The organism is Vibrio tritonius (assembly GCF_001547935.1).
GTDB classification, from domain to species: domain Bacteria; phylum Pseudomonadota; class Gammaproteobacteria; order Enterobacterales; family Vibrionaceae; genus Vibrio; species Vibrio tritonius.
Genome location: NZ_AP014635.1, coordinates 3122334 through 3136683, shown reverse-complemented (window position 1 = coordinate 3136683; position 14350 = coordinate 3122334). Strand labels below are relative to the sequence as shown.

The 14350-nt window shown below is 45.0% G+C and carries 13 protein-coding genes; 7 read left to right on the top strand and 6 right to left on the bottom strand.

Annotation, left to right across the window (positions count from 1 at the left end; genetic code table 11):
* Window positions 1-67: 67 nt before the first annotated feature.
* The 4 genes from JCM16456_RS13955 to JCM16456_RS13940 form a co-directional block, all read right to left on the bottom strand.
* Window positions 68-277, bottom strand: a complete 210-nt coding sequence (locus JCM16456_RS13955) for a YheU family protein (protein WP_068715348.1) — start codon at window positions 275-277, stop codon at window positions 68-70.
* A 69-nt stretch (window positions 278-346) separates the two neighbouring features.
* The gene (locus JCM16456_RS13950; protein WP_068715346.1) at window positions 347-1324 is read right to left on the bottom strand and encodes a hydrolase; all 978 of its coding nucleotides are present in this window, start codon (window positions 1322-1324) and stop codon (window positions 347-349) included.
* 45 nt (window positions 1325-1369) lie between these two features.
* Window positions 1370-1855: a TIGR02444 family protein gene (locus JCM16456_RS13945; RefSeq protein WP_068715344.1), complete on the bottom strand. Its 486-nt coding sequence runs from the start codon at window positions 1853-1855 to the stop codon at window positions 1370-1372.
* Window positions 1855-3777 (bottom strand): ABC transporter ATP-binding protein, encoded by a 1923-nt coding sequence (locus JCM16456_RS13940; RefSeq protein WP_068715342.1) that lies wholly within the window; start codon window positions 3775-3777, stop codon window positions 1855-1857. The genes JCM16456_RS13945 and JCM16456_RS13940 overlap by 1 nt, the downstream gene beginning before the upstream one ends.
* A gap of 125 nt (window positions 3778-3902) precedes the next feature.
* Between JCM16456_RS13940 and kefG the strand changes: the two genes are divergently transcribed.
* The 7 genes from kefG to motX all read left to right on the top strand — a co-directional run bounded on the left by kefG (window position 3903) and on the right by motX (window position 10630).
* Window positions 3903-4493 (top strand): glutathione-regulated potassium-efflux system ancillary protein KefG, encoded by a 591-nt coding sequence (gene kefG / locus JCM16456_RS13935; RefSeq protein ID WP_225249931.1) that lies wholly within the window; start codon window positions 3903-3905, stop codon window positions 4491-4493.
* Window positions 4474-6288, top strand: a complete 1815-nt coding sequence (gene kefB / locus JCM16456_RS13930) for a glutathione-regulated potassium-efflux system protein KefB (RefSeq protein WP_068715339.1) — start codon at window positions 4474-4476, stop codon at window positions 6286-6288. The genes kefG and kefB overlap by 20 nt, the downstream gene beginning before the upstream one ends.
* Window positions 6289-6296: 8 nt before the next feature.
* Entirely contained in the window at window positions 6297-6497 is a 201-nt protein-coding gene (locus tag JCM16456_RS13925; protein WP_068715337.1) for a YheV family putative zinc ribbon protein, read from the top strand.
* Window positions 6498-6593: 96 nt separating this feature from the next.
* A complete protein-coding gene (gene slyD, locus JCM16456_RS13920; protein WP_068715335.1) occupies window positions 6594-7175 on the top strand; it encodes a peptidylprolyl isomerase in 582 nt (193 codons plus the stop codon).
* A 139-nt stretch (window positions 7176-7314) separates the two neighbouring features.
* Window positions 7315-8256: an isoaspartyl peptidase/L-asparaginase family protein gene (locus tag JCM16456_RS13915; RefSeq protein ID WP_068715333.1), complete on the top strand. Its 942-nt coding sequence runs from the start codon at window positions 7315-7317 to the stop codon at window positions 8254-8256.
* Window positions 8257-8384: 128 nt separating this feature from the next.
* Window positions 8385-9683: an adenylosuccinate synthase gene (locus tag JCM16456_RS13910; RefSeq protein WP_068715331.1), complete on the top strand. Its 1299-nt coding sequence runs from the start codon at window positions 8385-8387 to the stop codon at window positions 9681-9683.
* A 302-nt stretch (window positions 9684-9985) separates the two neighbouring features.
* Window positions 9986-10630: a flagellar protein MotX gene (gene motX / locus JCM16456_RS13905; RefSeq protein WP_068715329.1), complete on the top strand. Its 645-nt coding sequence runs from the start codon at window positions 9986-9988 to the stop codon at window positions 10628-10630.
* A gap of 49 nt (window positions 10631-10679) precedes the next feature.
* Here motX and JCM16456_RS13900 read toward each other — a convergent pair whose 3' ends face one another.
* Window positions 10680-12470 carry an ABC transporter ATP-binding protein gene (locus JCM16456_RS13900; RefSeq protein ID WP_068715327.1) on the bottom strand — a complete coding sequence of 597 codons (1791 nt, stop codon included), beginning with the start codon at window positions 12468-12470 and terminating at the stop codon, window positions 10680-10682.
* Entirely contained in the window at window positions 12463-14205 is a 1743-nt protein-coding gene (locus JCM16456_RS13895) for an ABC transporter ATP-binding protein (RefSeq protein WP_068715325.1), read from the bottom strand. Before JCM16456_RS13895 ends, JCM16456_RS13900 begins: the two co-directional genes overlap by 8 nt.
* Window positions 14206-14350: the final 145 nt, after the last annotated feature.

Here is a 14350-nt window from a genome sequence, read left to right as displayed (position 1 = left end):
TAATTAAGGGAATTCCAAATCTAAGTGGATTCACTATAGCATGGTTTGTTCTGCTCTCATCTGGCAATTATGCATGGCGTAATTGTATGTCTACCGTTTCATGTAGTTCTGAGTAGACAATCACTGCTTCGCCTGCTTGCAGCTGTTTTTTAACTTGTTCGACTTTTGTGTCCAACGAGATTTCGTGTGTACCGTAGTCGGTCCCTTCGCGAAGAACGAATTCACGAATCAAGTTATCTAACGTTTCTGGGGCAATTTGTTGCCAAGGGATGTTCATAAAAACCTCTAACATGAATGGTTTTTACCACTCTTGCGTTAATTAATGGGTTGTAAAAATACCGACTTTTTAGTCGTTACTGAGTAAATATTGGTAGTGCTTTGGCAGGGTTTGTTCAAGCCAGCATTGTGGTTTAAGCAAAGAGCCATTTACGAACCCCACGTGACCACCATGTTCAAGTAAGCGATAGTGCACATACTCGGGAAGAGGAAATGTAGGGACCACTTTATCGGTCATAAATGGATCGTCTTTGGCTTGTAGTAGCAGTGTCGGTATCGAAATATGGGTTAATTTGGATAAGCCAGAGCAACGCTGATAGTAATCTTGTGCATTGGCAAAACCATGGAGCGGAGCAGTAATTAGATCATCAAAATCACGTAAGCGATGCAGGTTTGTTATCTGTTCGGCCTTAATACCCAATTGCTCGTTCAAGAGCGAGATTTTCAGTAGCGCATTTCGTTTTAACGAGTTCATCAAGTAATTACGATACACCTTAGAAAATCCGACTTCGATACGGTCTGAGCAAGAAGCCAAATCTAACGGCGCTGAAATAACAGTTGCAGCTTGTACTATCGGGTCATCGGCATAGTCGGATAAGTAGTTAACCAGCATATTACCACCGAGAGAAACTCCAGCCGCAATAACCGTACGATTGGGGTATGTCTGACGAATATGCTCAAGTACTAAGCGCGCATCTGACGTCTCTCCTGAATGATAGGCGCGAGCAAGGCGATTAGGTCGGCCACTACAACCTCTAAAATGCATCAGTACCGAGTTCCAACCTTGCTGAGCAAATGCATGCATCAGCCCATTTGCATAAGGGCTATAGAAACTGCCTTCTAAACCGTGAAACAGCACAAAAATGGGTTTGTTGTTGTGACCCACTTGTTCAGGGGGGTCACTCCAGGCTAAATCGAGAAAATCATTATCAGGTGTCTCTAGTGTTTGCCAAATGGGTTCAAACAGAGGACGACGACGAAATAGTCGTGGTAGTAAGGTTTGGATATGTGGGTTAGCTAGTCCCAAAGGTGGCAAAAAGGCAGACATTGGCATTCCATTATTGGCTCTGTCGGTCATCAGGTTACACGACCGCTAAGGTTTTTTCTGTTGCGGTTGCGCGGGTTTAGCAAAAACAGCCGTGAGTTTGTCGGCGCCTAATTGGCGACAATATCGTTGGCAAAGTTCGGGTTGCTGAGTTGATGTGAGCGTCAACTGAGTGGTAATGCAGTCTACCAAGTCGGATTGTTGCTGCTTTTCCAGATGCAGCTCAAATTGCAAGGCTTCACGATATAAGGTATCGGTGACATGACCTTTGAGCTTGCGACGTAATTCTCGGTATTGATGTAATAGCGCTTCAGACCGACCAAGACAATCGGAGACGATTGGCCATTGCTCGGTCTGAAAACTCAGTTTCTCTTCATCTAACCATTTAAGCAGTAAGAGCAGATTCACATTACCGTGGAACTGATTTTGCAGACTTAAGCATGCCTCTTTTACTTCTCGCACACTGTAATATTGCAGACTGAATTGCCACAATCTTTCCAATGTGAGTGAAGTGTGTGCATGCTCTTGGGTCATTAACTATTAAATTCCTGTTCCATTGCTTCGAGCGTTTCCTGTTCTGCCATCCAATCCATTTCTACTTCTTCAAGTTGAGATTTGCTGGTGGCTTGAAGGGCGAGTAATTCAGTAAGTTTAGCTTTATTTTGCGCTTCATACAGGCTGGATTCGGCCAACTGATTTTCCACATCAGAGATCACTGCATTAAGCTTATCTAATTTGGTTTCTAGTTGGGTCAGTTTTTTGCGAATTGGAGCGGTTAACTTACGAAATTCGGCTTCACGACGCTTTTGTTCTTTCTTCGCAGCAGCACTGTTTGTGTTGTCTTTATTAGGATTACTTTGTGTGGCGACTTCTTTACGTAGGGCTCTTTGATGATCGGTTAACCACTTGTAGTAATCTAATAAATCACCATCAAATGGCGCCACTTGGTGATCATGGACTAGGTAAAGATCATCGGTGGTCGCGCGCAGTAAGTAACGATCATGGCTGACGATCACCATCGCGCCTTCGTAACTTTGTAGTGCTAAAGTCAGCGCTTGACGCATGTCGAGATCAAGGTGGTTGGTTGGTTCATCAAGCAGCAATAGGTTTGGTTTTTGCCATACCAATAAAGCCAACACGAGACGCGCTTTTTCACCGCCCGAGAAAGGCCCTACAGGGTCGAGTGCTTTATCACCTTGGAAACCAAAACTACCTAGGTAATCACGCAGTTGTTGCTCTGTTTGGTCTGGCGCGATTTGCATCATGTGCTGTAGTGGCGTCTCTTCCGGATGAAGGGTTTCCAACTGATGCTGGGCAAAGTAGCCGATTTTCACACCTTGTGAATAGGTTAGGTCACCACCTTGCGGTTTTAAATCACCAGAAAGAAGTTTGATTAGCGTTGATTTACCCGCGCCGTTACGCCCGAGCAAACCGATTCGGCTGCCAGGAACTAGGTTAAGGCGAATTTTATCGAGAATGAGATGATCACCATAACCGGCACTGACTTGATCCATCATCAGAATTGGATTAGGTAAGGCATCGGGGACTCGAAATTCAAAGTTAAATGGGTTATCAAACTGAGCCGGTAATACTTTCTCTAGTTTTTCTAATGCCTTAATCCGGCTCTGTGCTTGGCGCGCTTTTGAGGCTTTGTACCGGAAGCGATCGATGTAGCTTTGCATGTGCGCCATCTGTTTTTGTTGTTTTTCAAATGAGGCTTGTTGTTGCATCATTTTTTGTGCGCGCTGTCCCTCAAAAGAGGAATAGTTACCGGTGTACTCATTCATCTTTTCGTTTTCGATATGGATAATGCGCCCGACGATAGGATCAAGAAAGTCACGGTCGTGGGAAATAATGACCAAAGTACCTGAATAAGTTTGTAACCATCGCTCCAGCCACATCACCGCATCGAGGTCTAAGTGGTTGGTCGGTTCATCGAGAAGCAGTAAATCTGAGCGACACAGTAGCGCTTGTGCCAAGTTGAGACGCATTCGCCAACCACCAGAAAATTGGGTGAGATTCCATTGCATCTGTTCTTGGCTAAACCCAAGGCCATTAAGTAGTTCTGCAGCGCGCGCTTGAATACTGTAACCACCAACTGTCTCGATTTTTCCGTGTAGTTCTGCCACGAGTGTGCCGTTGTCGTCAGCTTCAGCCTGCAGGAGTTGACGTTCTAGTTCACGATACTCTCGATCGCCATCAATCACATAATCCAGTGCGGTGCGTTCTAGTGCTGGAGTTTCTTGTGCTACCCAAGCAAGTTCCCAGTTAGATGGGAAGTTCATTGAACCAGCATCGATAGAAAGTTCATCTTTTAGCAAAGCGAACAGGGTTGATTTACCACAACCGTTTTTACCGACCAGACCTACTTTATCGCCTGGATGAATCGTTGCTGATGCCCCATCAAGTAGAGGTTTACCGCCACGGAGTAACTGAATGTCAGAGAAGATAATCATAAACTTTGTTTTCCTCAGGTTTGCGCGAGGAATAGTAGGGGTTATAAGGATAAATGTCGATCATTATGCATTTTGCGTTATGATTCTATTAACAAATGAATAACATAGCGGAGATGAATTCAAGGATGACCACGCCGTTTCCTCAAGGAAGTAGACTTCCGAAAGTGCTTGTGTTGTACGCTCACCCCGATCCAGAACAATCGATCGCTAACCGTATTTTGCTTAAAAAAGTACGCGAGTTAGAGCATGTTACCGTGGTGGATCTTTACGCTACGTATCCAGACTTTTTTATTGATGTTCATGCCGAGCACCAACGCTTGCTTGCCCATGATGTGATCGTTTTTCAGCATCCACTGTATATGTATTCTTGCCCTTCACTGTTAAAAGAGTGGATCGATTCTGTGTTAGGTAAGGACTTTGCATTTGGTCATTCGAATGCACTTAAAGGGAAGTTTTGGCGCAGCGTTATTACCACCGGTGGGAGAAAAGAAGCATTTGATGCCTCTGGGTATAATCGCTTTCCTCTCCATGAGCTCTTAAAGCCTTTCGAACTGACGGCTTCATTATGTCAAATGCATTGGATTGAACCTTTGGTTCTGTATTGGTCGCGTAATGTGACGGACTTGGAGCGTTATCAACACGCAGAGTTATACCGTTTATGGTTAAAGGATCCTCTGGAACCATTAAGGAGTCGCGATGGTATCGACGACAAGTGATTTATTACAAAGTGGCGCCGTATTTCTTGCAGCTGCTGTAGTAGCTGTTCCTTTGGCGCAAAGGGCCGGTTTAGGATCGGTCATTGGTTATTTGCTAGCGGGAGTCGTGATCGGCCCTTGGGGATTGGGGCTGATTAATGATGTCGATGCTACTTTGCATTTTGCCGAGTTTGGCGTGGTGTTATTACTGTTTTTGATTGGTTTAGAGCTTAACCCTAAAAAACTGTGGCAAATGCGTATTCCTATTCTCGGTTTAGGTGGTGCTCAGGTTGTCGTGACATCCGCGCTATTAGCCAGCGTGATTTCTTTGTTTGGCGTAGATTGGCGAACGAGTTTGGTGATTGGAGTTGGGCTTGCCATGTCTTCAACCGCGATAGCTTTACGTTTATTAGAAGAGCACGACTTGTCTCATAGCGAAACTGGCCAAACCGCATTTTCAGTTTTACTGTTCCAAGATATTGCAGTGATTCCAGTGCTTGCTTTGATGCCCCTTTTAGTTGGCAATTCCGCGATGACTTGGTTGGACGGTGTTTGGATGCTCGCTGGTATTGTGGGACTGATGGTGGGGGGGCACTATTTGCTCAATCCTATCTTTCGCTACATTATCCTTAGCGGTGTACGTGAGATTTTTTCTATCGCCGCTCTGTTATTGGTGATCGGTATTGCTCTGATGATGCAGCATCTCGGTTTATCCATGGCACTTGGCGCATTTATCGCTGGGGTTCTATTAGCAGAAAGCGAATTTCGCCATGAGCTCGAAATTGCGGTGGAACCATTTAAAGGTTTGCTGTTAGGCCTATTTTTTATTGCGGTAGGAATGTCGGTTGATTTGGGCTTGCTGATCATTGAGCCTTGGTTGATTGTTGGTTCGGTGGTCGCTCTGGTCATGAGTAAGGGCCTTATTTTATATCTGCTAGCTCGTTTGGCTGGTACTGGTGCCAAAGCCCGCAGCAATATGGCAGCGATTTTAAGTCAAGGTGGGGAGTTTGCCTTTGTTATTTATACTGCGGCACGATCTAACGAATTACTAACGTCTGACCAAGTCTCGATGATGTTGGTTATTGTCAGTTTATCTATGTTAACAACCCCCTTGTTACTGGCCGCTCAGCGGCGTTGGTTTGCTCGTGAATTAAATGATTACAAACTCGATAAAGAAGAGTCGCTTGCCTCTGATGTTGAAGACAGGGAACCACGTGTCATTATCGCCGGGTTTGGCCGATTCGGTCAGATTGTTGGTCGTTTGATGTTTGCAAATAAAATCGATGTTACTGTGCTTGAAAGTGATGCTAGCCAAATACGGTTACTGCGTAAATTTGGTTATCAGGTTTTTTATGGCGATGCGGCTAATTTGGAGTTACTACGCGCAGCAGGGGCAGAAAAAGCAGAGGCAATTGTTATTTGTACCGATGCTCCTGACGAAGTAATGAAAATTGTTGAGCTGTGTAAGCACCATTTCCCGCAATTGAAAATATTGGCGCGTGCCCGTAGCCGAGTTGAGGCATATCAATTGATCAATCATGAAGTCGCTGGCTATTCTCGCGAGACTTTTTTGGGTGCTTTGGAGCTTGGTCGTGAGACATTACAAGCATTGGGAATGCATCCTTACAAAGCAAAACGAGCCGAAGCACATTTTCGTCGATTAGATACTGCTATGCTAACTCAGCTCTTGCCATATCACATGGAAGATAAAAAACTTTCATTGCGAGCTAAAGAGGCACGCCAAGAGTTAGAAGAGATATTTGGTCAAGAAATGGAAAATGAACGCCGCTCTCGCGAGCATTGGGATCGGGAGTAAATTAGATTTTGAAACAAAAAAAACGCTTTATTGCTGGGGCTAATTGTCCTTCTTGCCACACTCAGGATACACTTCGCTGGTGGATCGAAAATAATATCGAGCTGGTTGAATGTGTCGAGTGCGGCTATTCTGAACAGCGTAAACCTAAATCGATGGAACAAACAAGTCGAGCCAGTGAACAGATGATCGGAATTTTTAAGCCAGAGTAATTGTGTTTCTGGCGATGATCTTCATAATAACGGCCATCTCATTTTACGCTTAGATCCAAATGAGGATCTGAGAGCAATACACTCCTTGGAGCTTTTATGAAAATTGAAAAGAACGTGGTAGTCGCTCTGGCTTACCAAGTAAAACTTGAAGATGGCGTGGTTGTTGATCAATCAACAACTGAAGCCCCTCTTGAGTACCTACACGGTAATGACAACCTAATCATTGGGTTAGAGCGTGAATTGGAAGGTAAAGCAGCGGGTGATAAATTTACTGCGACTATCTCTCCAGAAGACGCTTACGGTGAGCACAGCGATGACCTTGTTCAACGTGTTCCTGCTGAAGTATTCCAAGGTGTAGACACTCTTGAAGTTGGTATGCGTTTCCTAGCGGATACTGACCAAGGTCCTATCCCTGTTGAAATTACAGAAGTTGATGGTGACGAAGTGGTGGTTGACGGTAACCACATGCTGGCTGGTCACACACTAACATTTGATGTTGAAGTTGTAGCAGTACGCGCAGCATCAGAAGAAGAATTGGCACATGGCCATGTTCATAGCGCTCACGGTCATCATCATGACCATGATCACGAAGGTTGTTGTGGTGGCCACGGTCACGACCATGATCATGGCGACGAAGGTTGCTGTGGCGGTAAAGGCGGTTGTGGCTGTTCACACTAAGATAGCTTTCGCATAAATTCCTTTAGGGAATAGTGAGTTAGAAAACGCTGACAGGGTAACCTGTCAGCGTTTTTTTATTGACTATGGGGAAATTTTCGACAAACTGCTTAAACAAAACACAATAATACTGGGAGTTACTATGTCGCAACCATTCTCCATCGCCATCCATGGTGGCGCGGGAACTATCCTGCGTGAAAAAATGAGCGAAGAGCTCAAAGTCGCCATCCTTAGTGATTTAGAGAAATCCGTCAAAGCAGGTCATCAAATTTTGGCTCAAGGTGGGACAGCGCTAGATGCTGTTGTTGCTGCGGTGAAAGTGATGGAAGATTCTCCTCTGTTTAATGCGGGTAAAGGGTCGGTTCTAACCAATAAAGAAATGGTTGAGATGGATGCTTCGGTGATGGATGGTCGTGATAGCAACGCTGGTGCGATTGCTGGCGTGCGTCATATTCGTAATCCGATAGAGCTGGCAAGAGATGTCATGCTACACAGCGATCATGTATTTTTGATGGGAGAAGGCGCTGAAGAGTTTGGATTCTCACGCGGTTTTGATTTCACCGAGCAAGATTACTTTTTCACTGAACGTCGTTATGAGCAATTGCAGGCGATGAAAGAGAAAAATGGCTTTGCTCTCTCTGAAGCAAAATACCCAGATGATCGTAAACATGGCACCGTGGGTGCTGTCGCGTTAGACCAACAAGGTAACTTGGCCGCAGCGACCAGTACTGGCGGTGTAACCAATAAGAAATTTGGCCGTATTGGTGATTCACCGATCATTGGTGCAGGTACGATTGCTGAGAATGGTAATGTGGCGGTTTCTTGCACGGGGATGGGAGAATATTTCATCCGTAAAACCGTGGCTGCAGATGTGGCGGCGCGCATGAAATATCTCAAAGAAGATGTCCATACCGCATGTGAAACGATCATCCAAGGCGATCTAAAAACGATCGGTGGTGAAGGTGGTTTGATCGCGCTTGATGGGCGTGGTGAGATCCATTTCGCGATGAACAGTTCGGGAATGTATCGTGCCGCAATCGATTGCGATGGTAAACTAAGCGTCAAAATCTACGCAGATGAGTAAGAACTTGCTCAAATAACTAAAAAGTATCAATAGCACTGATCTTATAATTTTTTCTTGCTTAAAAAATAACTGCATCGAAAATCGATCAGTGCTAGAATCCATTTTTAACTAGCAATCAGACTGGAAAAATGGGAAATAACGTAGTCGTCCTCGGCACTCAATGGGGTGACGAAGGCAAAGGAAAAATTGTTGATCTTCTTACAGAAGATGCAAAATACGTGGTTCGCTATCAAGGCGGTCACAACGCAGGTCACACACTTGTCATCGACGGTGAGAAAACTGTCCTACACCTAATTCCATCAGGTATCCTTCACAAAAACGTAAAATGCATTATCGGTAACGGTGTTGTACTGTCTCCCGATGCGTTGATTCGTGAAATGACTGAACTTGAGTCTCGTGGTGTTCCTGTTCGTCAAAACCTAGTTGTTTCTGAAGCATGTCCGCTAATTCTGCCATATCACGTAGCTCTTGATCAGGCTCGTGAAGCGGCACGTGGTAAGAAAGCAATTGGTACTACTGGTCGTGGTATCGGTCCTGCCTACGAAGATAAAGTAGCTCGTCGTGGTCTACGTGTTGGCGATTTGGCTAACCTAGAAGAGTTCGCTGTTAAGTTGAAAGAAGTGATGGAATTCCATAACTTCCAACTAGAACACTTCTACAAAGTAGAACCAGTAAGTTACGAAGAAGTGCTTGAGCAAGCTAAAGGCTACGCTGAGCTATTAACTTCTATGGTTATCGACGTAACAGACGAACTAGACGCAGCGCGCAAACGTGGTGACAAAATCATGTTTGAAGGTGCTCAAGGTACACTTCTAGACATCGACCATGGTACTTACCCATACGTAACTTCTTCTAACACAACTGCTGGTGGTGTTGCTGCAGGTTCAGGCTTCGGTCCTCGTCACCTCGGCTACATTTGCGGTATCGTGAAAGCTTACTGTACACGTGTTGGTGCAGGCCCATTCCCTACTGAACTGTTCGATGAGAACGGTGAACACCTAGGTATTAAAGGTGCGGAATTTGGCGCAACAACAGGTCGTAAACGCCGTTGTGGTTGGTTCGATGCTGTGGCTCTTCGTCGCGCTGTGCAAATCAACTCAGTAACTGGCTTCTGCCTAACTAAACTTGACGTTCTTGATGGCTTAAAAGAAGTGAAAATCTGTACTGGTTACCAACTACCTGATGGTACTGTACTTGAAGTTTCTCCTCTTGCTGCTGACGCTTACGAAGGTATTACTCCGATTTTTGAAACTCTGCCAGGTTGGTCGGAAACTACTTTCGGTGCGAAATCAATTGATGCGCTTCCACAAGCTGCTCTTGATTACATCAAACGTATTGAAGAATTGACAGGCGTTCCTGTAGACATCATTTCTACTGGTCCTGACCGTCGTGAGACCATTATTAAGGTTCACCCATTTGAAGCTTAATTGAGTCTATCTTGAAAAAAGCCAGCATACTTGCTGGCTTTTTTTTCATCTATACTTGCTAGACAAACACTCGCCGATAGCATGGTTATGCCACCTTGGTTTTATCGTGTTTAGTTGCATATTTGAACCGTTCTGTTGGTCCTCTGTGGGCATTTTAGTGTGATCTGGAGGCAAAGATTTGCCGCTCTTCGGCAACTTTTGGCTAAAGAGATAGGCATAATGGTCGATACAAAGATCAAGTTTAGCCAGCGTGCCACTGCATGCTAGAAAATGAAGGCTAAGTATTAGATAAGAGTACAGCAATGAAGCTACGAACTATCGCAGCATCGCTGTTATTGATTCTTCATGCATCCGTATCTGTTGTTAAGGCAGAAGAAGTGTCGGATGTCGGAGAGCCAGTGCCGATTTACAGCGAATCTGAGCTCATAAAACTGATTGAGCAAAACAAACATTTGGAACGCGTTAAAGCGGATAAATGCCAGTTAGTGGAAGATATCGTTGCGCGTGCGACTCGTATCAATTTGCCTTCTTATGAGTTCTTGTACGGTGATATGTTGACTTGGGGAGTATGCGTTAATCAGGATGTGGAGCTGGGACTTTACTATATTGAAAGCGCCGCTCATCAAGGGCTTCCTACAGCATTAGAGCGCATCGGTTCTTATTATGCTCATGGTACTTTTGTGCAACAAGATCGAGAGCGTGCAATTCCTTATTTGCGTGAAGCAGCAGGTATGGGCGATCTTAATGCACGTATTCAACTGGCGGAGCTATTGCTACGAGATTATGGCAGCCCATTAGATTATGAAGATGCTTATCGTTGGCTGTACAACTCAGTGACCGCGGATCAGCGTCAACATAGGCGTATTGCCTTACTGCGTGAAGGGTTGGCGCAGCGTATGCCGGAAAACATTATTGCCCGAGCTAAACGCAAAGAAACTTACTGGTAGGCAGCTAAAGACCATTTAGCTACCTACTGTTTTGCCTCATTTTAGCTTACTACGATTGCTCAGCCTGAGCGACTTTTTGTTCTTGTTGTTGCAATAGATACATCGCTTTATAGCGACCATGCTCTATCCCCATCAACTGCTCATGATTATCTTGTTCAATCAACTTCCCTTTATCCAACACTAATATTTGGTCAGCTTGGCGAATGGTTGATAGGCGGTGCGCGACCACAATCATGGTGACTTGCCCCTGTAACTGACTGAGTGCCTTTTGTACGACTTGTTCCGTTTCACTATCCACATTCGCGGTGGCTTCATCTAACAGCAAGATTTTCGGTGAGCCAGCTAAAGCGCGAGCGATGATTAATTGTTGTCTTTGACCCGTTGAAAGACGTAATCCGCCTTCCCCTAATTGGGTTTGATACCCTTCGCTCATTTCCATGATGACGTCATGCAAATGCGCTTTACGTGCTGCATTTTGTATGGCTTCTAGGCATAAACCACGGCCCATATCGATATTATCAAACAGGGTTGAAGCCAGAATAAACGGTTCTTGTGGAATGAAGCCAACCCCTTGGCGCAGAGCATCATGGTGATATTCATCGAGCTTATGTCCGTCGATGGTAATTGAGCCTGATTGTGGTTGATAGAAATTAAGTAGTAGGCTCAACAAGGTACTTTTACCGCTCCCTGTATGTCCGACTACCGCGAAAAACTTACCAGCAGCAATATCGACATTGATGTTTTGTAGAATGGGCTTGTCTTCTTGGTAGTGAAAATTGACCTGCTGCAACGAGAGATGCCCATGTTCGATAAGGTTTTGAGTGCCATGATCGGATGCCATTGTCGGTTCTTGAAATAGTTCAAAAACACGATCGCCGGCCACAATTGCTTGCTGATAAAGGCTAAAGCGCTGGGTAATTTCGACTAAAGGTTCAGTGAAGCGACCTAAATAGTTAAGATAGGCATACAGCACACCGATTTCGGTATAACCGTTTACCACTTTTAAGCCAAAAAACCAGACTACACCAGCAAGAACTAATATGCTGAGTAAGTTGATGGCTGGGCGTAATAGGAATGACCCGATGGTAATGGTTTGTAAGCGGGTTTTGTAGTAGCCCCCATTGATGGTGTCAAATTGTGCTAATTTTTCCTGTTGTTGATTCGTGGCTTGGATAACCGCCATACCGCCAATTGATTCACTGATCGTTGCGTTTATATCGGAACGGAATTGACGACTGTCGGCGACGATTTGGCCACTAAGGCGTTGATAGAAATAGATCATGATGACAATAGCTGGGATTAACGCTAAGGCGATCAACATTAAATGCACATCTAAGATCGCCATTGCGGTAAGGATCCCGATCAGCATGATGATGCTTGAGAGGACTTTTGATAAAAACTGCACATAAATGTCTTTGATCGATTCGGTATCGTTAGTGATTCGGCTAACGAGTTGACCGGTACGCGCATAATCAAAGAAAGCCATCGGCAAGCGTAAAACGTGTGCAAAGATGCGTTCACGTATATCCAATACCGCATTTAACGCTATATCGACAAATTTCATTGTCTGTTGGTACTTCAAGTAAGTGCCGAGCAACGTTGCGGTTGCATAGAGCACCACTATGCCGACGATCGGCCAAAGCGGGTAATGGTCGGGCATGATGAAGCGATCAATGAACACTTTCCCCAACATCGGACCAATCACGTCAAGAGCAGTAGCAAATACCACGAGCAGTAATGCTTTGATTAAACGGGGACGATCGGAAAAGACATAGCCCATTAGCATCTTAAAGGTGCCTGCGTTGCCCACTTTATTTTCAGGTGTAGGGGAATTACTCATGATTGTTCTCTTCCAGCGCTTGTTCCATTTGTTGATAGGCGGCCATTCTCGAGTACCAACCATCTTGTTGAATCAGTTGTTGATGAGTGCCTTGTTCACTAATGGTTCCGTGGGACAGCACTATGATTTGATCCGCATGTTCAATCGCTGATAGGCGATGGCTAACAATAAGTACCGTTTGTGAGCGACGTTCACGTAAATGTTGCAATATAGTTTTCTCTGTCTGCACATCGACAGCGGAAAGTGCGTCATCCAAAATCAAAATAGGGGCTTCACTGATCAGTGCGCGCGCGATAGCAACACGTTGGCGCTGACCTCCTGATAGCGTTACACCACGCTCACCAACAAGGGTTTGATACCCTTCAGGGAATTGCAGAATGTCATCATGAATGGCGGCTAATCGTGCCGCTTGATACACTTCTTCATCACTTGCGTGCGATTTCCCCATGCGAATGTTTTCTAAAATTGACGTACTAAATAGAAACGAATCTTGGGGAACATAAGCAAATTGAGCGCGCAGCTCAGTTAGCCGCAACTGAGTAATTGGGTGCCCACCCAGTTGAATACAGTCTTTTTCGGTTTCCCAATAGCGCATTAATAGTTGAAGTAATGTACTTTTCCCAGCCCCAGTAACACCAGCAATCCCTATCACATGATGTTCAGGGATCGTCAGATAAATATCTTTTAAGCTCGGATGATTGGTATTGGGATAGCGAAAACTAAGCCCGTTGATATCGACACGATAGCCTGATGGAGTCTGTGTTCCTGTATCTTGGATTGAGTCGGGTAGGGTGATTAATTCATGTAAACGCCCGACTGCAGCATTTCCACGTTGCAAGATATTCATCAACCAGCCAAAGGCGAACATTGGCCAAATCAGCTCAGAGAGATAGAGGGTAAAACTGGTTAGCTGTCCAACCGTCAACATACCTTCATGTATTTGCCAACCACCGACCAGCAAGGTAATTAGCATGGCCGCACCTAAACTGATTTGAATGATGGGGTCGAACTTCGCTTCTGAGCGGTTTACATGATAATTACTCTCGGCCGCTTGTTCAGCAATTGCGTTAAATTGCTGTATTTCGATCGCTTCTCGTCCCATCGATTTGATCATCCGCATCCCAACCATGGCTTGCTGAGTTTGATCGTTTAAGGTGGAGAACTTATCGAGTGTATCTTTAAATTGGCGGTGAATGGTGCTGGATAAACGATAGAAACTGTAGCCCATAAAGGGAAATGGTAAGAGTGCTAGGGCAGCTAATCGCCAATCGATAAAGACAAACATCATGACTAGCACGAGAATAAACGTCAGCATGCCATCGAAACCAGACAAAATACCTTCACCCGCAGCGGTTTCCACCGCGTCGATATCGTTAGTAGCGCGCGCCATAAGATCGCCAGTGGAGTGTTGGCTATAAAAGGCTTGACCTTGTTTGGTTAGGCGTTGGTAATACTGCTCACGAAGTTGGTTGCCTAAGCGATAAGAAGTACCGAACAGCATGCGGCGCCAGCCGTAACGTAGCAAATAAACAGCAATTGCGCCTACAACGAGTAACCACAAGAATTGCTCTGCATGCTCCATGCTTTTGGTGGCCAACATCTGGTCGATGGATTGACCGATGATCCATGGAATCGCCATGTTTATTAGGCCGACGGTAAAGAGCATAAGTAACGCTAAACTGTACGTGTACCAATAGCGGCGGAAGAACCAACCTAAACGATAAAATAATTGCATGAAAAATATCCTGTTGATGAGCTCTTATTCTATCTTGTGATTGAAAAAGCAGCTAGGCACTTGGTGCCGTCAACAAATGCTAGAAGTTATGAAAACAAATGATGAGTTAAAAATGAAGCGCTCCTCCTAAGAAGGGAACGCTTTT